This is a genomic window from Enterococcus sp. AZ084 (assembly GCF_051714905.1).
Classification (GTDB): Bacteria; Bacillota; Bacilli; order Lactobacillales; family Enterococcaceae; genus Enterococcus_B; species Enterococcus_B pernyi.
Map to the genome: position 1 here is coordinate 2,786,726 of NZ_JBIOSS010000001.1, position 24,384 is coordinate 2,811,109.

Consider the following 24,384-nt stretch of genomic DNA (forward strand, 5'->3'; position numbering starts at 1 on the left):
CTTTCGTAAAGTTGCCCTGATTTGTCATTAACTACGTAAAAATTCTTTTTTTGCTCTTTGCCGATTAGCCTTGCTTGCTACTGCCTCATTTCTCCAATACGCTATTTTTTCTACTCTACGTATTGTTTTTTCAACGAACATCCGATTATCGGGTTGTCTTGTTTCCTGTAATGGCCGGTTTTTCTTATCTCTATCTTCGGAGAATTTTGTCTTATCTTGCTTTAGCTGTTGTTGGATATCAACGAAGAAACGTCCCTGCACGTTGCTATATTCGTTGTATTTATTGTTCACTACTTTCTGTTGGGTACCCACTTTTTTATGGCGAAAAATGGCCCATTTTTTTCGTAACCAATTATTATTTTGAAAACTTTTAGGTTTATACGCTTGCCACATCTTCTTGTACTCTGATGTGTGCCATGGTGGAGCAACTTCTTTTCCATCGTTAAAGAAAATAATTTTCCCTTCCAACTGTGACCAATTGCGATAGATATAACGAAGTTCATGATTGGTTACGTTGATAGTCGGCATTTTTATTCGAGGTTTAGTCAATACTCGTTTCATATCAAGTCCGTCTAATAAAAAATAGATAGTGACATTGGGATTTGTTTTTGCAATATCGATGCCTATTTTTGATCCCCTGACAGTGTGGAATACTGGTGAATACATTTCACCTTTTTTGACATATGCATATCGATGTTCACCTAAATCTACGTTAGGATCTTTAGCTAATTCACTGTAGATATATCTCCCTAATTCTTTGTTGTCAGGGAGTTTCAATACACTAAACTCATCTGGTCGATAATTTTTAGAATAGGCTTTTACAAAAAAATAACGCTGAGCAACTGTTCCTTTATAAAGACGAGCAAACCAATTTTTATAGTTTTGTTGTGTGTGATAGTAATAATCTTTCCATAGTGGCCAATCTCTATATTCAGACTTGATATATTCAGGCCATTCATAGGAAAACTTTTCCCATTGTTCTGGTGATGTTAATTTTGATCCTTTTGTCCTTAACGTATCCCGTAAATAACTGATATAGCGATCAAATGAATACTGTAGCAAAGTTTCATCTTCTGCAACTGTCATATTTTTCAAGTAGAGTTTCCCTGCGGTCATTCGTTCAAAATAGTCAGCTCTTGTTGTCGACAATCCAAAAAATAAAATCATTTGTTTCTGTCCACTTTCCATATTTTACCTTCTTTCATTTTTACTTAAATCGTCTGTTCACGAAAATACGTAACAAAAAATATGCTATAATAAACCAAATAAATACAAAGTGAGGGATGATTCAATGAGCTTCTCCTTAGAAGATATCCGCAACTTATTGTTAAAAGAAAATCTGTTAAAAGAATTTGTATCACCACAGGGGTGGCATCTGTATGCTCCAGAAAATAGAGTATTCAAGAAATTAAGTTATGACTCACGTCAGGTCGATGCTGAGACATTATTTTTTTGTAAAGGATTAAATTTTAAAGAAGAGTATTTAACTGCCGCAATTGCTCAAGGGCTTAATTACTACGTGGCTGAAGAACCTTATGAGAACGAAGCTTGTGGCATAATCGTGACCGATATTCGCAAAGCAATGGCGATTCTTTCCATGGCTTTTTATGATTATCCACAAAACAAGATGCTAGTCATCGGATTTACTGGGACTAAAGGTAAAACCACCGCTGCATACTTTACCAAAGCCATTCTAGACCATACGACTAACTACAAAACTGCCCTTTTTTCAACAATGAATACCACATTAGACGGCAAGTCTTTTTTCAAATCTAATCTAACGACTCCGGAATCACTCGACTTGTATCGCATGATGGCTGAAGCAGTGGAAAACGGTATGACACATCTTGTCATGGAGGTTTCTTCTCAAGCCTACAAAACGCAACGTGTTTATGGACTCACTTTAGATGTCGGGATTTTCTTAAATATTTCACCCGATCATATCAGTCCGATCGAACACCCAACGTTTGATGATTACTTTTATTGCAAACGTCAGTTGATCTTAAATTCAAAAAAAGTGATTTTAAACCGTGAGAGTGATTACTTCGATTTATTAGTGGAGACGGGGCAAGTCCATGGTATTCCTGCCATCACTTACGGACGAGCAGATACAACAGACGTTCAAGTGAAAAGTTTAGAAAATCAAACACAAGCGTTCCAATTGATCACACATGGTTCTGAATTGCCTGTTGAAGCAGAATATGAGATCAAATTAGCTGGTGGCTTCAATCAAGAAAACGCCGCTAGCGCAATCATTGCAGCAACATTAGTAGGCGCTTCGATTTCAGATGCCCAACAAGGACTAAGCGAAGCTCGAGTGCCTGGACGCATGGATCAATTGACCCATAAAAACGGTGCCCATGTGTATGTTGACTATGCCCATAATTATTTAAGTTTAAAAACATTATTAGCATTTGCTAAGAATGAACATCCTAATGGCCGTGTGATTGTCGTTCTAGGAAGTCCAGGAAACAAAGCGATTTCCCGCAGAAAAGACTTTGGAGAAGTCTTATCAGAAACAGCCGATGTGGTTTTCTTGACCGCTGATGATCCTGCTTTTGAAGATCCGCAAAAAATTGCGGAAGAAATCCATGCAGCGATCACGAATACAGAACTGGCTGTCCATTATGAAATGGATCGTCCGACTGCGATCCAACAAGCGTTAGCAGAAAGCCAACCAGAAGACTCTGTTGTGATTGCTGGTAAAGGCGTTGATGCGTATCAAAAAGTCGGTGGTGTCGATGAACCTTATGAAGGTGACTATGACATAGCAAAACGCTTGACCGAACAATGAAGCTTTCTAAAGAAGAATAGAACGCTTTAACTTAGACAGATAACTCTAGCTAAAAAAAGGCAACTCCTTATGAGTTGGCTTTTTTAGCTGTTTATTCCAATATCTTTAAAATGATTTTTTATCTTGCCACATCAACTCATAGATAATCTTCTAAAAATCTCAGGCAATATCCAATATACGCTTTATCTTTCCGATCCAATTGAAGATCGCTGCATTTTTGTTCGAGATGCTTCTCTTTTCTTTTGCTCATTTAATTCCTCTGCTCGTTTAGCAAGTCCTATCGTCATTTTACGAAGTACTTGCGTGCCATTTGTACACATTTTCTTTTGTTCCGGGCTGTGTATACCCGCTAGAAAAGAAGATACCTCCATTCCTTTAGACACTTTATTTTCCCGATTTTCGATATAAACTTGCCATTCTTTGACAAAGTCGCCTTCATGCCAAGGTGGTGGTATAATCCGACTCTTTGACATAAAAGTCACCTGATCTTTTATGATCGGCCATGATCGATAAGCATAGCGCAACATTTTACGAAGTTGCCCCATAGGATACATCATAAAATCACGTCTATTTTCTATATCTTTCATCTGTATACCATCTAAGATGATATAAGCTTTTATAGTGGGATAGCATTTTAGCATGTCTATCCCGATTTTCCCTCCATTTTCATCTAATTCTTTGATGAATACTCTATCTCCATGCTTGTCTATGTAGTATAGCTCTGTCCCTTCTGTCCCAATTTTATTCCCACTTTTGTCCCGTTGTATACCCTCTATTTCTATGTTGCCAGCTTGGATTGCACCGGAAAAACTATTTGTCCATTGATTCTTAGGGTTTTCTTTAGATGCAGCCATGAACTCTTTCCACAATGGTAAGTTGTCTGATCTTACATAGTCATTTATGCCGCCCTCAGCAAATTGTTGCCATTGTTCCCTCGTTACCAGTTCATCCTTTCTGACTTTATCATAAATGACTCTTCTCACTTCATTATTATAAGTATCAATCATGTAAGCTCGATGATCCTTTTCTTTTAATTCTCCTTCAAATCTATGTTTCCCTTCATTTAACTCCTTAAATAGTCGTTCACATGAAACATCCAAACCAATCAATAATACTTTATCTCCATCTAATGGCATGACCATTCCTCCTCTTTTAAAATAGCGCTCTCGTGTCCACTCAGCACTGACTTTTTTGATTGAAAGAATATTCGAATTGATATTTCCTCTTTCTTATGTATCTAAAAAATATAGTATTTCAAAAACTATATCGTCAAAGCCCTTTGCCTACGTGCAGATGGTCTCTGTTGCTCTGAGCTATTATTTTGCTTTCCTATTGCTTCTTTAAGTAACGATTGCAAGTTTTTATGTTCTTGTGCCCTCTCTCTTGTAAGGAATGTACTTGATTGGATATTTTCCATCGACTTGCACGCTTGCTTGTTGAGATTCCATGTGAAACGCCGCTTTCGTATTTCACTATATTTCCGCCATTCCTTGACATACTTTCCTTTGATCCAAGGTGCTTTCACAATTTTTTTATTTTCAAAAAAAACAACTTTTTCTTTTAATTCATCCCAGTGCCGAAAAATATAACGCAGTTCTTTACACGTATAATCACTTTCGTAATGTCCGTAACAATTTTTTTTAGAGATATTGTGCATATTTAGTTTATCCAGTACAAAATATATCCTAACATTAGGACAGTGGCTGGCTATATCGAGACCGTTTTTACACCATCTTTCAATATGCTTATTAAAACTTTTTTTATCTTTATACTTGTTGCGATAGTAGAGTGCCCCCTTTTCCACGAATAATCTTCTTTCAGTTACTACTTTTTTAAATATATTCAACAAGCGATTCTTAGGGTTCCATTGCATAGATAGCCAGTATCTTTTCCAATGGGGTAGATGCTTATACTCTTCTGATAATAAGCTAGGCCACTCTTTCTCAAATTCTTGCAGTTCTTCTACGGTCTCTAGCTTTTTTTCCGACACTTTACTAACGATCAATTCATGTAACCCTTTATTATAGCGATCAATGACATATGCTGATGAACTTGATTCTGTCAGACTAGGAAATCTTTTCAGTTTCACTTTTCTCGAAATGACATCTTGGTAAAATAGCTTTCGTTGATCATCCATCCCAAATAATAAAATATACATTTTGTCTGTATCCATTCCGTTATCCCACTTTCTTAAACTTAATCATGGACTCATAATATTCAGAAAAATAAACTAATTTTTTTCATTTTGCGGAAATAGTAACAACGGCATTTACCCGATTGGGATCGTTCCAATTCATTTGACGCAAATAGCCGTTGGTACTCATTTTCATTCCCAAAACATATAGTTTTCATTTCATTTGTTATCATTCGTTTCTCTCCTGTGCCCCAAGTGAAGGCTTTTATTCTACAAATAGCCTTCTATCGCCAAATCTTCCGCAACAGCAAGTTATAGACATGCCCACTAAATACATCACAAGGTGAACGCTCGCTGTCTGCCGATCGGTTTTTCCATTTTTTTCTGGATTTGTCCTTTCTCATTTACTTCTAAAAGTAGTGCTTTGAAAGATTTTAATTCATTTTTCTTCTTCTCTTTTGGTAAAGCATCATGTGTTAAATCGTCCACAGATTTAGCGATTTCTCTTTTTCCCTTCTTCTTTCGATGCTCGTGATACTTTTGCCATTGGCGAATGTGATTTCCTTCAATCCAAGGTGCTTTTACAATTTTTCGATTTAAGAAAAATACAACTTTCTCCTTTAATTGATACCAATGTCGGAAAATATAGCGTAATTCTTTACAGGTATACTCACTTTTATATTTTTTTTGGCGATTTTTTTGCATGACTTCTTTCATTTTTATGCCATCCAACACGAAATAAATGAGAATGTTGGGATAGTACATGGCCATATCGATGCCATTTTTACAGCCTCTAGTAATGTGGTCATTACAACTGATTGTCTCGCCTGCTTCATTTTGAAAATATAACACGATGCCCTCTAGTCGAAGATTCTCATGAAAGATCGGATAATTGAACGTTGCCCACAAACAGTTCTTAGGATTCCAGTTCATACACTGCAAGTATTGTTTCCAAAGCGGATATTCATTCCAAAATCGGAATAACACAAAAAGTAATTGATCTATAAATAGACGCCATTGTTCAAAAGTGCGTAACCTTCCTGATCTTTTTCGTTCAACTATCGCCATATGTACCCTGTTATTATAATAATCAATAATATGTGCATGTTCTGATTCACCAGATAAGGTTGGATAGCCTTGTAGATCCACTTTATTACTCTTTACATCGGCAAAAAAAGCTTCACGTTTCTTATATAAGCCATAAAGCAAGATATCTTTTTCTGAATCCATTGATCTATCCCTCCATGAACTAACTGGCTTTGTCTCAGCTTGCCCTGCTTGTTCTTGTCCGCAGTTCTTCCATTTACAGATCTGAACATTCAGCGCCCTCACTATAGGCAGACGCTAGATGTCTAAATCCGTTCATTCTTTTTCAAATCAACATTGATTTTCTTCCATGATCGCGACCACTCGTGTCCAACCAGCACTCGCTTTTTTGATTTTAGTTGGGAAACAGCTTAGCATGAAACCAGTGGATGGCAATTGATCTAAGTTCGTCAATTTTTCAATATGACAGTATTTCTTTTCGATTCCAGCAAAATGACCTTCCCAAATAATCGAGGGATCGCGAGTCTGTTTAAATTCTTCTGCAATAAACGGTAATGGTCGATCCCACGACCAAGCATCCGTACCAACTAAACAGATTCCTTGTTCTAATAGCCAAAGGGTTGCTTCTCGTCCGACACCACATCCACTGATCAAATAGTTTGGCGTCCCCCAAAACGGCGCAGCACCTGTCTGGATCAGCACGATATCTTTTTCTTTGAGTGTATAGTTGATATTTTTCAAGGCGTGTTGAAAGTCAGTGACCGTCAACTGATAGCCATTTGGTTTATCTGAAAAATCAAGCATGACACCTTCCCCATAACACCAGTCAAGAGGCACCTCTTCAATGGTCCAAGCTGGCTGTCCATTATCCATTGTTGGATGATAATGGTAAGGTGCATCCATATGAGTACCTGTATGCGTAGTGAGCTGGACACTTTCCATCGCCCAAGCTAAGCCATTAGGCAAGTCTTCCTTTTTTGCCGTTTCAAAAAAGCGTAACATATCCGGCACGCTTTTCTCGTGATCTAAATAGTTGATCACCGGAATCATTTCTTGCGGATCACTTGGCACTTCATTTTCAATCGTGATACTTAAATCAATCAATTTCATTTACTTGTCCTCCTTTTTCTAAACCTCTTTATTTCATACTTGTGTCTAGTATACGGAGGATTTCCCACATATTTGTCCTTTTTTTTCTGTTATTTGATATAAATATCAAGCATCATTGAGTTGCTATCGACCATGTTTACATCCTTTTATGACTGTCCATATATGAACCAGGCTATTCCCCTTATTTTTATCATGTTGCGCTTTTGACTCTCCTGGCAATTGAAATGTTGCGGCTTGCTTTAAGAGGGAGAGCAACTGTTTTCTAATATTCCCTTGCCTTACTTTGATAGTGTTCTCCCTCTAGAAGTAACTTCGTAGGTTCTATTGACTAATAGATATCTATTTTTTCGTATACAAGGTTATTTTTACAAGCTTCCCCCAATTTCCTCATTATTCAACATATATAGGCTTTCCTTTTTTCATAACAACTCACTAAAAAACTCAGTTACCATCTCTAACGAATGGCAACTGAGTTTTCTTTTGAATCACTATGCCACTGAACCTTCTCTTGCTAATTCTGCGGCTTTTTCTTGTTCTTCAGTCAATAGTTTATTGTCATAAAACTTGATGAATGGCAACCAGATGATAAAGCCGAGAATCGCACATAATACGGCTAAAACAGCGGCTTTCCAGTCACCTCCACTACCAACAAATGCGCCGATCCCTACTGGTGAAGGCCACGGCATTTGGGCTAACATTGGTCGAACGATTTCTAGTTTGATGGCAAAGTATGCTAATGATGCGGATGCCATTGGTGCTAAGAAAAACGGTACTGCCAAGTAAGGGTTATAAACGATCGGCATCCCGAAAATGATTGGTTCATTGATATTGAAAATCCCTGGTACTAATGAAGCTTTTCCTAATACTTTTAACTGATCGGATTTTGCCATAAAAGCAATAAAGATAATTAATCCTAATGTCGCCCCAGAACCACCAACTGTTACATAAGAGTTATTAAATTCGCCGGCTAAAGGATAATTTGCACCTTGGGCATTCGCTGCCATGTTCGCTAAAACGATTGGTGTCAAGAATGAGGTAATAATGTTCGCCCCATGAATCCCTACGATCCATAACGCGTGGATCAAGAAATAAATGATCATGATCCCTATCCACGTATTCGTCAATTCTGTTACAAATCCAAATGGAATAGCGATCATTTTGAAAATATCTGTTCCTAACGCAACTAATGTGCCGTTGACAATCATCACCACAAAGGCAATCACAAACGTTGGGATCAATGCGGTAAAGGAACGTGAAACCCCAGGTGGTACAACATCTGGCATCTTGATGACCCAGTTACGTTTCACACACATACAATACAACTCAACTGCAATGTAAGACATGATGATGGCGGTAAAAATACCTGACGTACCCAGACGTTCGACAAATGCGCCCATACGTACACCACTAACCACAGTTTCTGCATCGGTCATACTAGAGATCAAGCTGATTTTTCCGTCTGAAATGATCAACTCTGGAATACACATGAAGAAAGCAAAAACAGATAATAGCGCGCCAGTTAAAGGATTGACGTTCAGTGCTTGTTCATCTCTTTCGATCGACGTTAATTCATAAGCAAATACAATAGCAAAATAAACAGATAATATCCCCATCGTCATCGTGTTGACGATCATATACAAGTCGCTGACTTTAAAGAAAGTTGCATTGAAAAATCCTTCTAAAAACGGAAATGGTAACGGTAAAATATTCAAAACTAAGAACATCGAGCCTACGATCGTAAAGGGAATCGACGCCATCCCAGCAGCCATTACTGCGCGTACGATCTTGAATTGTGCCACTTTCCCCATCGGTCCCATCAAATATTTCTGTAGAAAATCAAACATCTATTTACTCCCCTTTCCAAAATGTACTACACGTTCATACTCTTTGATTCGTTGATAGTGACGATCCGTATTTGCATGGATTTTATTCAAGCGTCGCTGACAAAACAGACAGATCAGTAGCCCACTAGCAATCACAAACAGAATCAATGCTTGGCCATTTGAACCATTCGCCATAAAAGGAAACAACTTAGAATATCCTGGTGAAAATACTGCTAATAGGAGAAATACATTGGTTACCGCTTGCAATCGGAAATAATTTCGAGTAACCGTTGCATTATTTTTATGTGTACGATAGAGTGCTACTTGTTCTGCGACGACTGGTAAAAGAAAGAATAATAGCCCTAATGGTACCCAAAACATCTTGCTACTCGCAAGGAGTAAGGAAACCAGCCAGTAAAGATTGGTAAAAAAGAAACCAGCTGTCAAATAGCGAATGATCAAATAGCGATTAAAATATAAGACTTTCAAACTAAATGCTTTTTTCTCTAACTCCCGTTGTTTTTTCTCAGCTTCACTCATTTTCCCACCTCCGTTCTTGTTTACTTTTGATATAAGTAACTCATCTCTTTTGCCACTTCCAACAAAGTCATCGTCGTCATCAGATGATCTTGCGCATGGACCATGATGATTTCCATTTCGATTTTTTGGCCACTTGCATATTCTTTCAATAAATGCGTTTGTGACCTATGGGCTTCCAAAATCTCCTGATTCGCTTCGTCTAGCTTCCCTTCAGCTTCTGTGAAGCTTTCTGCTCGTAACAAAGCAAATGCCTCGTGGATCAATGTTCGTGCATTGCCACTGTGAAAAATAATATCAAATGCGGTCACTTGGAGCTCTTCACTCGTCATTTTCTCCGTCATCAAGACGCCTCCTTAGTAAATCATTTTCATAAATTGTTGATTAAAATTTTCAAACGTTGGTTCAGCTAAAATCAGCTGCTGTAGATCCAATCGATCAATAAATTTGACGATTGCCTTCGTTACAACAGTGATTCCTTCATTCTCGATGCAAGAAGGAGAGACTAGAAAGACAAAATGGATCGCCCCTTGTTCATCCCATTCCATCCCATCAGGAATGATCCCCACTGCAATTTTAGCAGTGGCTCCAACTGGGATCGCTGGATGCGGGACAACGACTTGTTCACTGAAAATGATTTGCCCCATTTTCTCACGACGTTCGATTTGGTGAGACATCTCAGACGTATAATTCTCCGTTTCATCTTCTTGTAAAAGTGCCAACAATTCAGCGATCACTTGATCTTTTGTTGGTGCTGAAGAATAAACTTTAAACCATTTTTTTGAAATCTGCTCTTCGTAAAATGTCCTCTTTTCTTTCATGAGCGAGACAGATTCTTGGGGTTTCACTAAACAACTTGGGCGATGTTCTTCGATCACTTTGCGGATTTTCTGAACATCTTGATCATTCAAGAAAACGCTGACATGAAGAACAGGAACTTTGAAAAACATCGTTGACAAATCAATGGAAGAAATGATCAAATCAACATTTTCTAACGCCTGTTCATCAATTTCGTAATAGCCTTTCACTTGACTCACTGCAATATTTTTTCCAAATTCACTCAATACCCGATTTTTTAGCAATTGCGCACTTCCATAGCCAGTCGCACAAATGATCAACGCCTGTAATTTACAATCCACCTTGTTTTTTTCAATTGCTGCCATTAAATGAAGCGCTAAATACGCCCATTCATCCTCATTGATTTTATAACCTTTCAGCGAAGGCATTTGACCAAAATAGTATTTGGTCAATTCAAATGCTCTCGGATCTTCTTTTTTGATTTCTTTTGTTAAAGGATTTTCCAGAGCAATTCCTCGCTCTAAGCGAACCAGCATCGGTTCTAAATGATTGAGTAAGCCATTCCTGAATTGATAATCTTCGACGATGGACTGACCAAGAACCTGAGCTAACTCTTTAAGAACTGACATTAGCTCTGTCACTAACTCTTGATTCTCCCTTTTATGGTTTTGATTCGATTTAGCCATCAAATGTAAGGCTAAATAAGCAATTTCATCTTTTGGGAAACGAACATTCATGATAGACTCGATCCGTCTGGTTATATTCTTGGCTGCTTGATATTCGGTCTCATGGATTTCTTCTCCAGTGATTTCAGGCACTTGGATCTCAAAACCGGCTCGCATTCGCTTGATTGCCAATGCTAAATGTAACGCTAAATTTTGTATCACAAAATCGGACACCTTTAATTTGGATTCACGAATCTCGTCCAAGATGACGATCACTAATTCTTCAAAATTGATTTCCTTGAAGAATTGACTGTTACCGAGATATTCTTTCAAAGAATTGGTATACTTGTTTCCAAAGAAGGTATCCATGATCACATGTCGCTTGTCCTGTTCTTGACCCTCGATCCACATTCCCTGTTTATGTTTCGACACAATTTTCAACGAATATTCGGTTAACTTCTCTTTGATTTCTTGGATATCATTCACTAAACTCGAACGGCTGATATATAACTCTTCTGCCAAATCATCAATCACGATTGCGCGATCTTCCAAAAGTAGTTTGTTTAAAATATACTTTTTTCGATCTTCTGAACCATAAAACTCAGTCACCTGATCACCATATTCGACAGTGACTTCTCGTTGCTTTAAAAACAGAGCAAAAGCAAGCTTGTTGACCACCTCTAGTTGATACCCTTGCCCTTGCTTGGCGATGAGTCTTCCGCCATTGTTTTCGATCACTTCATTCAATGTTTTTAAATAGTTTCGAATCGTACGGTCAGATAATAATAATTCAGAAGCGAGGTACTGGCTCGTGAGGTATTCTCCTTGATGATCAATCAATTGCCGCAATAACTCTTTTTCTGTTTGTTTCATTATTATCTTCCCCTATTCGTCTATATATTTTCCTCAATCAGCTCCGCTAATTTTTGGATACCTGTAGGGATAGGAACATACGCTTGGAATGGTATACTTACGACCGGTTTCCCTACTGTTTTTCCTAGTTTAACAAATTTATCCAAGTACATTGTGGTTTGAGGACTGATCAAGAACAAATCGAAATCACTTGTCTTGATTTGGTTGTCCCCTTCAGTTGCAGAAACCGCGTCAACAAATACTTCTTCCCCTTTTCCTTTAAAATATTCTGTTGTTTTCGATGCCATCATCGAAGAAGACATTCCTGCGGCACAAATAATCAATGCTTTTTTCATTACGATCACTCCTCTAATTTTTTAATTGGATTTCTTACATTCACTATAAAATGAAATCGCTTTCTTTTCAAAATAGATTTTTCCGTATCGCTTAGGAAAATAGTTATAAGATTACGCACAAAAAAAGAAGTCACACGGCTGTGCAACTTCTTCTTATCAATTACTGCGCATGGAAATTCAAACGCATACTGTAGATTGGATTCAATGGATCATCTAAGCTTTCAAAATCAAAGTTTTCACCAACTGTACCAAATAATGAGAAAGAGAAAGAAGTACTGTGCCCTTCGATCGTTCCTAGTTCTCTGCGGTTATTGAGGTTTTTACCTGATGAGATCAACATGACTTGATTGTCATTCAGATTGTTTTTCACCCCAAGATCGATTTCTGTTAGTTTTTCGGTATCTGATTGACTAACGACCGAACTTACTGACACTTGGACCGCACGTTCCGCATTGTTTTGGATCTGATAAGTGGGTGAGACGATACCATTGCTTTCTTTACTTTCTGCAAAGGATACGTTCACAGGAATCGTCACATCAATGTACTCAGACGTATCTTCTAGAATCGTGACTTGACTGTTCAATGTCCGAGCGTTGCCAGCTTGGTCTGTTAAGGTGATCGTTACACCATGATCGCCTACCGCTAAATCGGCAAATTGCACATTGTTTTCATATGCAACTTCGACTTGAATATCTGGTGACAATGACCAGTTGTCGGTCGGATCACCATCTAAAAATTCACGAGGTGCTGGTGCTGTTTGGCCTTTCGTGAACACTAATGGATTTTTTAATGTTCCGTCAGGTGCCGTGGTATCTTCAATCCGTACCTTAGTATCTTCAATTCTTATTGAATTGCCAGCTTCATCGGTCGCATCTACATGTACTTGAAAATACCATTCACCTAAACTATTCGGTCGTAAGCTGTATAACGGAAGATTATTTTTTAACGTGATACTTTCTCGTTCTGTCCAATTATCTTCTAAGTCAATGAGTAACGAACGCAATTCTTCCTGTGTAAAATCACGCGATCGTGTGGCTTCGAAAATAGTGATTTCTTGGTTAATTGAACCTGTCGGTGCTTGTGTATCGACCACGCGATAGTTAACCGGATATTCCGTATAATTACCTCGAATATCTTGTAGACGAACGTTGGCATCATAAATGGTTGTCGATGGGGCAACATTGACAATACTTACAATATCTCCGTTATCATTACATAAGGAAAGATCAATTTGATCGGTTGGCGTCGTGTTGTCCAATGGGTCTTCAGTAAAGAACTGCAATAGCTCATCTTTCGTCAATTCTTCTTTTCTTCGTGCTTGGAAATCGACAGGTTGGGTGACGACATTTCCTGTTGGACCTTCGTTGTCTCCCGCAAGAAATTTAACTTCTTGTAACTCCGATTGATTTCCTTGCTCATCTTCTAAACGAATAAAGCCAGTATATTCTTTGTATTCTAAGTCGTCTAACTCAAATTCGTTCCCTTCACTATCGACTAATTCGATGGTGATGTTTTCTGGCAAACTCCAGTTATCGTCGGGGTCACCGTTGAAAAACTGCAACAAATCCGTTCGAGAAAACGTGTTCGATGTAAGCGTGGAAAAATCAATGACTTCATCCTTGAAATTAGCTGTTGGTGCCGTAGTGTCCACTATCTTTGGCATGGTTCCTGTAAAAACATGGTCATTTCCAGCTTCATCAATTGCCGTAATATCCATTGGATGATAAGCAATTGGACGATTCGGAGATAAATCATATAAGTGACGATGATTTTGCAATTGAATATTTTCTAGCTCTGTCCAATTATCCGTTAAATTATCGATTAGCATGCGCAATTCTTCTTGGGTAAAATCTCGATGGCGGTTTGCTTCAAAAACAGTCCAAGTTCCTTTGACACTTCCTGTCGGTGATTGCGTATCCACCACCCGATAATTGACTGGATATTCTGTCTTGTTGTTCGCTTGGTCTTGTAAACGAACTTTCGCATCATAAACAGTCGTCGACGGTGCGACATTGACAATACTCACAACATCGCCAGCATTGTTACGTAAGGAAAGATCGAGCTTATCGGTTGGTGTCACGTTATCTAGAGGATCATCCGTAAAGAAGCGTAAAAGATCATCTCTCGTCAACTCATCCTTTCTTCGCGCTTGGAAATCTACGGGAGAGGTTGTGACATTTCCTGTTGGACCTTCCGCATCTCTTCCTTGGAATTTTACTTCTTGTAGACTTGATTGATTTCCTTGCTCATCTTCTAAGCGAATATAGCCTGTATAAATGTTATCCTCTGACTCTAAATCTTGTAAATTTATCACTGAACCATTACTGTCAACGAGGTCGATTTTGATGTTTTCTGGTAATGTCCAGTTGTCATCCAGATCATTATTCAGAAAGGCCATGAGATCGGACCGTGAGGGAATATCCGTTGTCACCCCAGAGAGGTCGATCGTCTCTGATTTCACTGTCCCTGTTGGCGCTATGGTATCAGCAATACGCAACTTCGTATTGAGCAATGAACGTTCATTACCAGACTCATCTGTCATTTTCAACCTAACATCTTGATAACTTGTACCAGGACTAAGATTATTTAAATTTCTCTCGAAAGTTAGTGTGATGTTAGCCAATTCTGACCAGTTATCTTTCAGTCCATTGACTAATAATCGTAACTCTTCTTGGGTAAAATCTCGGTGACGATTGGCTTGGACTGTGACAAAATCACCGACTGCCGTCCCTTCTGGTGGTGTAGTGTCCACAACGACATAGTTTGTCGGAAAACGTTCATAGACGATTGAATTGGAATAATCAGCTACATTTACTGTTAAGGAACCAGTTCGACCTGGATACCACATATTGTTGTTTATTGTACCAGAGACATAGTAATAATAATTACGCGCATACGTAGGTACGGAATCAAACCAAGTATCACGTATTATAGCAGTAGGTACAATAGCTGGACGTTGGGCTTCGATTGTCACAGGGTTTTTAATTACATATGTCACTATTGGATTGATCGTCAATCGTCCAATTGTTTCACTTGAATAACTAAGATCCATCACTTTTCTTGGTGTCGCATACTCTGGATAATACGTCGCAACCCCTGTTGTACCTAACCCAACATTCCCGCGAATATCTAGTGATACAGCTTCATTTCCTGCCTGAACTCTCGTTACTGTAAAGTCGATGGTTGCCGTGAAATTAGTATTGACCGTCACCGTTGCTACTACACTTACAGCTGCACTGCTTGAAGAAATGTTCGTCAATGTGTAAGTGTTCCTGTGCGTCGGATGATTCCCGTAATACATCTGTGTGTAAAACTCATCTGGCATGCCGACATCACTATCCGTAACGATTGATGAGATCCAACCGTTACTATCGTTGACACGCTCAACCAGTGAGTGTGTTGGTACAGTGACAGAGAAACTTGCTGTTGAGTTTGCGGCACTCGCTAAATTGACGGTTCGGTTGATTGCCTTTTGTAATACACCCTCAAGATAAGAACTCCTACCATGGTTTGTTAATTGATTCACATTCTCTGTGGTCAAATTCAACCGTGGCAAAAAACTAGGCACTAGTGAATTTTCATCAAGTGGTGGTAAAACTGTTTCCTCAGCTGGTATATCCGTCGTTGGTTCTTCTGGAACAACTGGCTCTTCTTCGATCACTTTTGCTTCCTCTACAATCGCTGGCTGCTCAGAGAGGATCGGTTCCTCCGAGGCCTCTTCTTGTACTATTGGTTCTTCTACTGTTGGTTCTTCTATAGCAACTTCTGGTGTTTCTTCAGATAAGTGGCTTTCTGGCTGTTCTTCCGTGATTTCCGTACTAGCAATCGGTTCATTTTCTATTGCAAATACCGCCGATGGCAACAATGCATGTTGGAATAACAGGAATGAAGTAGCGATCATCCGAATTTTTTTCGCTTTCAAAAATTCTGTCCCCCTTTCTCTTTCTTAGAATGTGCCTATTCAAAGTACTGACTGTATGGATCTTTGAGATCAACTAGTAACTATATGTAAGCATTCAAAAACTATGTGCTTGATCCCGAAAATTCTGCCTGATGACTCATACAGATAGAAGATATGTCTGTTCCATTCAGTACAAACAGTTCGCAGAATCGCCTTTTCACGATCGAATAATTGCTTTATGTAATTGTTTCACTGAATGACCTTCTTCTCCCTTTTTAACTGTTAAAAAAAATAACACACATTCACATTAAAATTATCCATAATTCTATTATAGGAACAAAATCTTTTTCTACCGTTAGAAAGGTAAAAAAAGCATTTTTTAATTTAAATTAGAGGGACGAACAGTAAATTTTAATCTCATTATTACCAAATTGCTTGATACGTTTTCTTAACATCTACTATATATTGCTGATTACTCAACACATTTTTTTACTATCACACTTTATCCAAAACCATAATTTCCATAAGTAAAAATTAGTGGTTTTTACTATGAGAAATTGGAAAGATGACTCTCATAAAAAATATTTTTTAACTGCATAAAAAAAGAACAACAAGAAAGTAGATTCTTTCTTGTTGTTCCAAAAATTATTCTAAGATTTCTTTTCATGTATATCATTTACCAAAAGCCATTTTTATTCCTTTGCATTGAAGTTCAAACGCATACTATACACTGGGCTCAATGGATCATTCAAACTTTCAAAATCAAAGTTCTCTCCAACCGTTCCAAATAACGAGAAGGAGAACGATGTATTACGACCTTCGATCGTTCCTAGTTCTCTGCGGTTATTGAGGTTTTTACCTGATGAGATCAACATCACTTGATTGTCATTCAGATTGTTCTTCACGCCAAGATCAATCTCTGTCAATTGTTCCGTATTGGATTGACTAACCACCGAACTCACTGACACTTGAACCGCACGTTCCGCATTGTTTTGGATCTGATAAGTGGGTGAGACAATGCCATTGCTTTCTTTACTTTGGGCAAAGGACACATTCATTGGGATCGTCACATCGATATACTCGGATGTATCTTCTAAGATCGTAACTTGACTGTTCAATGTTCGCGAATTTCTCTGTTGATCCGTCAAAGTAACTGTCACACCATACGTTCCCACTTCTAAATCTGCAAACGCGACATTGTTTTCATATGTAACTGCCACTTGAATATCTGGTGACAATGACCAGTTGTCGGTCGGATCACCATCTAGAAAATCTCGTCCGCTTGGAGCTGTTTGCCCCTTCGTGAACACTAATGGATCTTTTAATGTTCCGTCAGGTGCTGTGGTATCTTCAATTCGTACCTTAGTATTTTCAATTCTTATTGTATTGCCAGCTTCATCGGTCGCATCTACATGTACTTGAAAATACCATTCGCCTATACTATTAGGTCGTAAGCTGTGTAACGAAAGATTATTTTTTAACGTGATACTTTCTCGTTCTGTCCAATTATCTTCTAAGTCAATGAGTAACGAACGCAATTCTTCCTGTGTAAAATCACGCGATCGAGTGGCTTCGAAAATAGTGATTTCTTGGTTAATTGAACCTGTCGGTGCTTGCGTATCGACCACGCGATAGTTAACCGGATATTCCGTATAATTACCTCGAATATCTTGTAAACGAACGTTGGCATCATAAATGGTTGTTGAAGGAGCAACATTGACAATACTCACAACTTCCCCTAAATTATTACGTAAAGAAAGATCAATTTGATCGGTTGCCGTCGTATTATCTAATGGGTCCTCAGTAAAGAACCGCAATAAATCTGCTCTCGACAATTCGTTTACTCGGCGTGCTTGAAAATCCACAGGTTGAGTAACGACATTTCCTGTCGGCCCTTCATTGTCTCCCGCAAGAAATTTTACTTCTTGCAAATCTGTACGATTTCCGTGTTGGTCTTCTAAACGAATATAGCCTGTATATTCTTGGAACTCCAAGTCATCCAATGCAAATTCATTTCCCTGACTATCGACCAATTCAATGCGGATATTTTCTGGTAACGTCCAATTATCTTCTGGTGCGCCATTGAAAAATTTCAATAGATCCGTTCGAGAGAACGTATTCGAAGTAAGAGTAGAAAAGTCGATCACCTCGTTTTTAAAGTTAGCGGTTGGTGCTGTAGTATCCACTATCCTTGGCATAGTTCCTCTAAAAATATGTTCATTTCCAGCTTCATCGATTGCCGTGATGTCCATTGGATGGTATGCACTTGGTTCATTTGGAGATAAAACATATAAGCGACGATGACTTTCTAAGCGAATATTTTCTGGTAAGGTCCAATTATCCGAAACGCTATGAAATAGTAATCGTAATTCATCTTGGGTAAAATCCCGATGACGATTCGCTTCAAAAACAGTCCAGGTTCCTTTGGCACTTCCTGTTGGTGCTTGTGTATCGATCACGCGGTAATTGACTGGATATTCCGTCCGATTGCCCGCTTGATCTTGTAAACGAACATCCGCCTCATAGACGGTATTTGAAGGGGCTACGTTAACGATACTGATGACATTACCTAAATTATTTCTCAAAGAAATATCGATCTGATCCGTTGCTGTCACATTGTCCAGCGGATCTTCGGTAAAGAACCGCAACAAATCATCTCTCGTCAGCTCGTTCACTCGGCGCGCTTGAAAATCAACTGGTGTGGTAACGACATTTCCTGTTGGACCTTCATTATCACCGGCAAGGAACCGAACTTCTTGTGCATTAGACCGATTCCCCTCCTCATCTTCCAAATGAAGATAGCCGGTATGTTCTTCAAGATCTAATTCGTTCAGGTTAAATTCATTGTCATTCTCATCAACTAATTCGATTTTGATATCTGATGGCAAGGTCCAGTTATCCCTTGGATCACCTGTTAAGAATCGCAACAAATCGCTACGCGAAAATGAGTTTGATTTATGGGTAGAAAAGTCAATGGTCTCCTCTTTAAAAATCGCCGATGGTGCTTGCGTATCAACCACTCGATAATGTACCGGATATTCTCTTGTATTCCCTGCTTGATCGGTGAGGCGAATCGTCGCTGAATGTTCGTTCGTTGAAGGAGGTGTATTCGTAATATCAAGCTTCTCACTTGCGCTATCCAACAATTCAACAGTGATATTTTCTGATGTTGACCAATTATCTGATGGATCTCCAACTAAGAAAGAAGAAATCTCTGATGTACTTAGTTCCCCTTCCCTTCTTGCCTCCAAGGCTACTACATCCGTTCGGACATTTGCATTAGGTGCTTCGTTGTCAATTACTCTAAAACGAACTTCTTGTAAAGAGGATCGATTCCCTGCCTCATCTTGAAGACGGATATACCCAGTTTGGATTTGTGTGGACGGCGTAATTTCATGAAGATTGAGTGTTGATCCGTTACTGTTCACTAATTGTAATTGAATACTTGCTGGCAATGACCAATTATCCGATGGATTTCCATTCAGAAACGGCATCAACTCATTACGTGAAGGGTTACCCGATCGACGGGCTGCCAGATCTACTACGGTATTACTATAATTAGCTGTTGGTGCTTGGGTATCGACGATCCGGTACCTAACAATGGTTTCACTACCACCACTACCTGGATCACGGACGGGTTCACTGATATTTCCTGCTTCATCCTCAAATGTCAATCGTCCGATGTGAGTCCGATTTGGATCAGGTGCCATGCCTGTAAATGTGGATATAATCCCACCTAAAAGATCACGGAAAGTTATATCTATATCCTCTGGCAATGACCAGTTATCATTTAACTCAGTAAGTGCCAAGGCCAAGTTTGCTCGATCAATTGCGGCTGATCCTCCCGACCTCCGAGCTTGTATGTCCGTAGTCGCATATTGACGAACCCTTCCTATCGGGGCTTGAGTATCAACTACTTGATAATTCGTTGTATGTGTTTCTGTAACTGCTGTAGTCTTGTTTCTTAATGTGACAATCATATTGCCAGTCGTTGCAGGGCGCCATCCTTCTGCTGGTGATGCTACGCTATACTCATAGTTGTCCGGATTATCAGGTAAGCGAGTAAACCAGGACCGGATTTCCTCTTCACTCATCGCGACTGGTGCACGTTGTGCTTGGATCGTGATATTCGTTCCGATCACAGCTGTCGAACGTCCGTCATCAATGGTAAGACTACCGATTGTCTCATTATTGTAACTAAGATTCATCACTTGCCTTGGTGTTGCAATATGTGTAAATTGTGTCGCGACACCTGTCGTACCTAGTCCAACATTTCCACGAATCTCAACTGGTGCTGTTGAATTACTCGTCTGGACCCTTCTTACATTAAAAATGATAGTTGCAGTGAAGTTCGAATTGATTGTGACAGTTCCCGTAACAGTGACATCTGACCGATTCGAATTAATATTCGTTAACGTGTACGTATTTCTATGAGTCGAATGATTCCCATAATACATCTGTGTGTATAATTCATCGGGCATTCCGACAGTACTGTCCGTGACAATTGAAGAAATCCAGCCATTACTAGTACCTTGCCGCTGTACCATGGAATGTGTCGGTACAGTCACGGAGAAAGTGGCTGTCGAATTTGCCGTATTGCCTAAAGAGATGGTTCGATTGATGGCATTTTGCAAGACAGCTTGAATATAGGAGCTTCTCCCATGATTGGTTAATTCCGCTACGTTCTGTGCAGTTAAATTCAGCCGTCCCAAATGGGCAGATAGCGGACTTTCATCAAGTGGTGGCGCTTCTTCTTGTGTTTCCACCGTCTCGATAGTCTCCTCCGTCGCTGGCGCTTCTGGTGGTGCTTCCATCGGTGGCACTTCTTCTGCCACTTCTGGTGGAGCTTCAGGAGTTTCCACTACTACTTCAGGCTCTTCGTGAGTAATTGGTTCTTGTTCTTCGACCACGTCTGTTGCTTCTTCAGATAAGTGGCTTTCTGGCTGTTCTTCCATAATCTCTGTATTAGCTATCGACTCGTTTTCTATTGCAATTACCACTGAAGGTAGCAATGCCTGCTGAAACAATAGGAATGAGGTAGCGATAATCCGTATTTTTTTTGCTTTCAAAAATTCTCTCCCCTCTCTTATTTTTTGACAATGCACGTAATCATCTATCTTTTTGGATAAGCTGATTGAGATAAGTAATCGTTTAAAACGAGCTACTCGATCGTAAGTTTTCTGCAAAGTTCATCTATAAATAAAAGGTATGTAATTAGTTCAGGCACCTTCGCAAAAATCATTGCGAGTTTATGCAGGATTTTTATGTGGAATCAATGGTGCAAACCCGCTTAAAAATGAAAAAAAACTCAAAAAATAATAATGCAAATGCCATACAAATATTATCCATAATTTCAAAATACTAATAAAATCTTTTTTTACCGTTAGCAAGGTAAAAAAACACCCAAGACGTGAACGCCAGTTGATCACTATTTTTTTCGACTTTACCTTTTACTTGTCTACACTAGATTAGTTACTATTCCTTGAATAAAAAGGGATAACTATTACATAGAGTAAAAATATGAAATCATCACTGATAATAAATTTTCCCTCAGATGGAAATTTATAAAAAAAAACACATTCTCATGAAATCCAAATGATTTTCATGAGAATGTGGCATCTCGTTTTTACTTTTTTTCTATTGGTGCTTACTTATTAATTTGCGACGATGTTGACTAATTTATTTGGAACCACGATCACTTTTCTGATTGTTTTTCCTTCTAATTGTTCTTTGATACTATCATCGTCCATCGCTGTTTTTTCTAGTTCTTCTTTTGATAAGTCACGTGCAACACTGGCTTTTGAACGAACTTTTCCATTGATTTGGAAGACGACTTCTACTTCATCTTCAATCAAAGCAGCTTCATCATAACTCGGCCATGGTGCATAAGAAAGATCTTGTTCATTGCCTAGGATCGCCCATAGCTCTTCGCCGATATGTGGCGCGATCGGCGCAAGTAATTGTACGAATCCTTCGATATATTCATAAGGTAAGGCATCGACTTTATATGCTTCATTGACAAAGACCATCAATTGAGAAATCGCTGTATTGAAATGTAGATTTTCGTAATCTTCTGTGACTTTTTTAACTGTTTGGTGATATACTTTGTCAAGTTTACCGTCATTCAGTGTCGTGATACGATCACGCATTTTATTGTTTTCGTCCACGATCAAGCGCCAAACGCGATCTAAGAATTTACGGCTACCTTCTAAGCCATTTTCACTCCAAGCAATCGATGCGTCTAATGGGCCCATGAACATTTCGTATAGACGTAACGTATCCGCACCATAAGCTTCCACGACATCATCAGGATTGACGACATTGCCTCGAGATTTAGACATTTTTTCGTTGTTTTCTCCAAGGATCATTCCTTGATTGAATAATTTTTCAAAAGGTTCTTTTGTTGGTACCACACCAATATCATAAAGGAATTTATGCCAGAAGCGGGCATACAATAGATGAAGTACCGCATGTTCTGCTCCACCGATATAAATATCTACTGGTAACCAACGCTCTAGTTTTTCGTAGTTGGCTAATTCTTTTTTATTGTGTGGATCGATATAGCGTAGGTAATACCATGAGCTTCCTGCCCATTGTGGCATCGTATTTGTTTCACGACGTCCTTTTTTACCTGTTTCAGGATCAACGACATTGACCCACTCGTCAATATTCGCTAATGGTGATTCCCCTGTTCCACTTGGTTGGATATTGGTTGTTTTTGGTAAACGTAATGGCAACTCTTCTTCAGGTACAGTTGTTACTGTTCCGTCTTCCCAATGGATGACTGGGATTGGTTCACCCCAATAACGTTGACGAGAGAATAACCAATCACGCAAGCGATAGCTGACTTCTTTTTTCCCAACGCCTTGTTCTTCCAACCATTGATTCATTGCATCGATGGCTTCTTCTTTGTTCAATCCGTTCAAGAAATCAGAATTGATATGCGCACCATCTTCTGTGTAGGCAGCTGTTGAAGTATCGCCACCTTCGATGACTGGTAAGATTTCTAGATCAAACGTTTGTGCAAACTCGTAATCACGTTCATCATGTGCCGGTACTGCCATGATCGCACCTGTGCCATAAGAAGCTAACACATAATCAGCGATCCAGATAGGGATTTCCTTGCCATTTACTGGGTTGATCGCATACGCCCCTGTAAATACACCGGTTTTTTCTTTAGCAAGATCTGTTCGTTTAAGATCTGATTTTTTCGCTGTTTCTGCGATATACGCTTCGACTGCTTCTTTTTGTTCTGGAGTTGTGATCTCACGAACTAAGTCTAGCTCTGGTGCTAGCACAGAGTAGGTTGCCCCAAATAACGTATCTGGACGTGTGGTAAAGACCGTATATTCTTTGTCTGTGCCAGCCACTTTAAACGTGACATTTGCTCCGACTGAACGACCGATCCAGTTACGTTGCATTTCTTTGATGCTTTCGGGCCAATCCACAAGCTCTAGGTCATCAATCAAACGATCTGCATAAGCGGTGATTTTCAACATCCATTGACGCATTGGTTTGCGGATGACATCATAGCCACCACGTTCACTTTTGCCGTCGATCACTTCTTCGTTTGAGATCACTGTACCTAGTTCAGGTACCCAGTTCACTGCTACTTCTGCTTCATAGGCTAAACCTTTTTCATATAATTTAGTAAAGATCCATTGTGTCCATTTGTAGTACTCAGGGTCTGTTGTGTTGACTTCACGATTCCAATCGTAACTAAAACCAAGTGAATTGATTTGGCGACGGAAGGTTTCAATATTTTTTTGCGTAAATTCTGCAGGGTCATTCCCTGTATCCAATGCGTATTGTTCTGCTGGTAGTCCAAATGCATCCCACCCCATTGGATGTAATACGTTGAAACCTTGACTACGTTTGAAACGAGCTAGGATATCTGTTGCAGTATAGCCTTCTGGATGCCCAACATGTAGACCTTGTCCTGATGGATATGGAAACATATCCAACGCATAGAATTTTGGTTTACCTGGTTCATCATGCGTATTGAAGGTGTTATTTTTTGCCCAATATTTTTGCCATTTTTTTTCAATTTCTTTGTGATTATAGCTCATCTTGAACCCCCTATTTTGATGTAATGATCTGTTTTTCTTTTAGCATTTGTCCTTAAAAAACAAAAAAATCCTATAAAAAGATTGCTCTTTTTATAGGACGTAATCTACGTGGTACCACCTAATTTTGCCTTACTAAACAAGGCCTTGAACGTTGTAACGGTCGTCACCGCCTCTGCTTACTGGGAAAACTGTTCAGCAGGTGCAACTCAAAGGCGAGTTCAAAAGCGTCCGTACACATTTTCACCAACCATGTGCTCTCTAAAACTTTCGACTTTTTACTACTTCCTTTTCAAACGTT

14 protein-coding genes and 1 other annotated feature (1 of these 15 running past the window's edge) are annotated in these 24,384 nt (G+C 39.1%); of the genes, 1 reads left to right on the forward strand and 13 read right to left on the reverse strand.

Annotated features, from left to right (window positions below):
- Nucleotides 1-27: 27 nt before the first annotated feature.
- Entirely contained in the window at nucleotides 28-1,188 is a 1,161-nt protein-coding gene (locus IGI79_RS12600; protein ID WP_065096183.1) for a hypothetical protein, read from the reverse strand.
- Between the two features lie 103 nt (nucleotides 1,189-1,291).
- Between IGI79_RS12600 and IGI79_RS12605 the strand changes: the two genes are divergently transcribed.
- Nucleotides 1,292-2,794, forward strand: coding sequence for a UDP-N-acetylmuramoyl-L-alanyl-D-glutamate--L-lysine ligase (locus tag IGI79_RS12605; protein ID WP_065096184.1), 1,503 nt, complete (start codon nucleotides 1,292-1,294; stop codon nucleotides 2,792-2,794).
- Nucleotides 2,795-2,976: 182 nt separating this feature from the next.
- On the opposite strand, the gene IGI79_RS12610 is transcribed toward IGI79_RS12605, so the two are convergent.
- The 12 genes from IGI79_RS12610 to leuS all read right to left on the reverse strand — a co-directional run bounded on the left by IGI79_RS12610 (nucleotide 2,977) and on the right by leuS (nucleotide 24,086).
- On the reverse strand, nucleotides 2,977-3,930 hold the full coding sequence (locus tag IGI79_RS12610; RefSeq protein WP_065096185.1) for a hypothetical protein: 954 nt from the start codon (nucleotides 3,928-3,930) through the stop codon (nucleotides 2,977-2,979).
- Between the two features lie 125 nt (nucleotides 3,931-4,055).
- A complete protein-coding gene (locus tag IGI79_RS12615; protein WP_065096186.1) occupies nucleotides 4,056-4,967 on the reverse strand; it encodes a hypothetical protein in 912 nt (303 codons plus the stop codon).
- A 297-nt stretch (nucleotides 4,968-5,264) separates the two neighbouring features.
- A complete protein-coding gene (locus IGI79_RS12620) occupies nucleotides 5,265-6,158 on the reverse strand; it encodes a hypothetical protein (RefSeq protein ID WP_065096187.1) in 894 nt (297 codons plus the stop codon).
- A gap of 147 nt (nucleotides 6,159-6,305) precedes the next feature.
- Nucleotides 6,306-7,085, reverse strand: a complete 780-nt coding sequence (locus IGI79_RS12625; protein ID WP_065096188.1) for a cyclase family protein — start codon at nucleotides 7,083-7,085, stop codon at nucleotides 6,306-6,308.
- A 488-nt stretch (nucleotides 7,086-7,573) separates the two neighbouring features.
- Nucleotides 7,574-8,929 (reverse strand): PTS cellobiose transporter subunit IIC, encoded by a 1,356-nt coding sequence (celB, locus tag IGI79_RS12630; protein WP_019722564.1) that lies wholly within the window; start codon nucleotides 8,927-8,929, stop codon nucleotides 7,574-7,576.
- Nucleotides 8,930-9,448, reverse strand: coding sequence for a hypothetical protein (locus IGI79_RS12635; protein WP_065096189.1), 519 nt, complete (start codon nucleotides 9,446-9,448; stop codon nucleotides 8,930-8,932).
- A 20-nt stretch (nucleotides 9,449-9,468) separates the two neighbouring features.
- Complete coding sequence (locus tag IGI79_RS12640) at nucleotides 9,469-9,789, reverse strand: PTS cellobiose transporter subunit IIA (RefSeq protein WP_019722566.1); 321 nt, start codon at nucleotides 9,787-9,789, stop codon at nucleotides 9,469-9,471.
- A 12-nt stretch (nucleotides 9,790-9,801) separates the two neighbouring features.
- The gene (locus IGI79_RS12645) at nucleotides 9,802-11,781 is read right to left on the reverse strand and encodes a BglG family transcription antiterminator (protein ID WP_438846039.1); all 1,980 of its coding nucleotides are present in this window, start codon (nucleotides 11,779-11,781) and stop codon (nucleotides 9,802-9,804) included.
- A 20-nt stretch (nucleotides 11,782-11,801) separates the two neighbouring features.
- Entirely contained in the window at nucleotides 11,802-12,116 is a 315-nt protein-coding gene (locus IGI79_RS12650; protein ID WP_010734143.1) for a PTS cellobiose transporter subunit IIB, read from the reverse strand.
- 160 nt (nucleotides 12,117-12,276) lie between these two features.
- Nucleotides 12,277-16,038 (reverse strand): Ig-like domain repeat protein, encoded by a 3,762-nt coding sequence (locus IGI79_RS12655; protein WP_438846040.1) that lies wholly within the window; start codon nucleotides 16,036-16,038, stop codon nucleotides 12,277-12,279.
- 671 nt (nucleotides 16,039-16,709) lie between these two features.
- Nucleotides 16,710-21,086, reverse strand: coding sequence for an Ig-like domain repeat protein (locus IGI79_RS12660; protein ID WP_438846041.1), 4,377 nt, complete (start codon nucleotides 21,084-21,086; stop codon nucleotides 16,710-16,712).
- A 585-nt stretch (nucleotides 21,087-21,671) separates the two neighbouring features.
- Nucleotides 21,672-24,086 carry a leucine--tRNA ligase gene (gene leuS / locus IGI79_RS12665; protein ID WP_065097093.1) on the reverse strand — a complete coding sequence of 805 codons (2,415 nt, stop codon included), beginning with the start codon at nucleotides 24,084-24,086 and terminating at the stop codon, nucleotides 21,672-21,674.
- Nucleotides 24,087-24,176: 90 nt separating this feature from the next.
- Nucleotides 24,177-24,384, reverse strand: a binding site (T-box leader); it runs 5 nt beyond the window's last position.

Coding starts and splice junctions, on each gene's coding strand:
- IGI79_RS12600 (WP_065096183.1), bottom strand. CDS start 1,188: ATGGAAAGTGGACAGAAACAAATGATTTTATTTTTTGGATTGTCGACA.
- IGI79_RS12605 (WP_065096184.1), top strand. CDS start 1,292: ATGAGCTTCTCCTTAGAAGATATCCGCAACTTATTGTTAAAAGAAAAT.
- IGI79_RS12610 (WP_065096185.1), bottom strand. CDS start 3,930: ATGCCATTAGATGGAGATAAAGTATTATTGATTGGTTTGGATGTTTCA.
- IGI79_RS12615 (WP_065096186.1), bottom strand. CDS start 4,967: ATGGATACAGACAAAATGTATATTTTATTATTTGGGATGGATGATCAA.
- IGI79_RS12620 (WP_065096187.1), bottom strand. CDS start 6,158: ATGGATTCAGAAAAAGATATCTTGCTTTATGGCTTATATAAGAAACGT.
- IGI79_RS12625 (WP_065096188.1), bottom strand. CDS start 7,085: ATGAAATTGATTGATTTAAGTATCACGATTGAAAATGAAGTGCCAAGT.
- celB (WP_019722564.1), bottom strand. CDS start 8,929: ATGTTTGATTTTCTACAGAAATATTTGATGGGACCGATGGGGAAAGTG.
- IGI79_RS12635 (WP_065096189.1), bottom strand. CDS start 9,448: ATGAGTGAAGCTGAGAAAAAACAACGGGAGTTAGAGAAAAAAGCATTT.
- IGI79_RS12640 (WP_019722566.1), bottom strand. CDS start 9,789: ATGACGGAGAAAATGACGAGTGAAGAGCTCCAAGTGACCGCATTTGAT.
- IGI79_RS12645 (WP_438846039.1), bottom strand. CDS start 11,781: ATGAAACAAACAGAAAAAGAGTTATTGCGGCAATTGATTGATCATCAA.
- IGI79_RS12650 (WP_010734143.1), bottom strand. CDS start 12,116: ATGAAAAAAGCATTGATTATTTGTGCCGCAGGAATGTCTTCTTCGATG.
- leuS (WP_065097093.1), bottom strand. CDS start 24,086: ATGAGCTATAATCACAAAGAAATTGAAAAAAAATGGCAAAAATATTGG.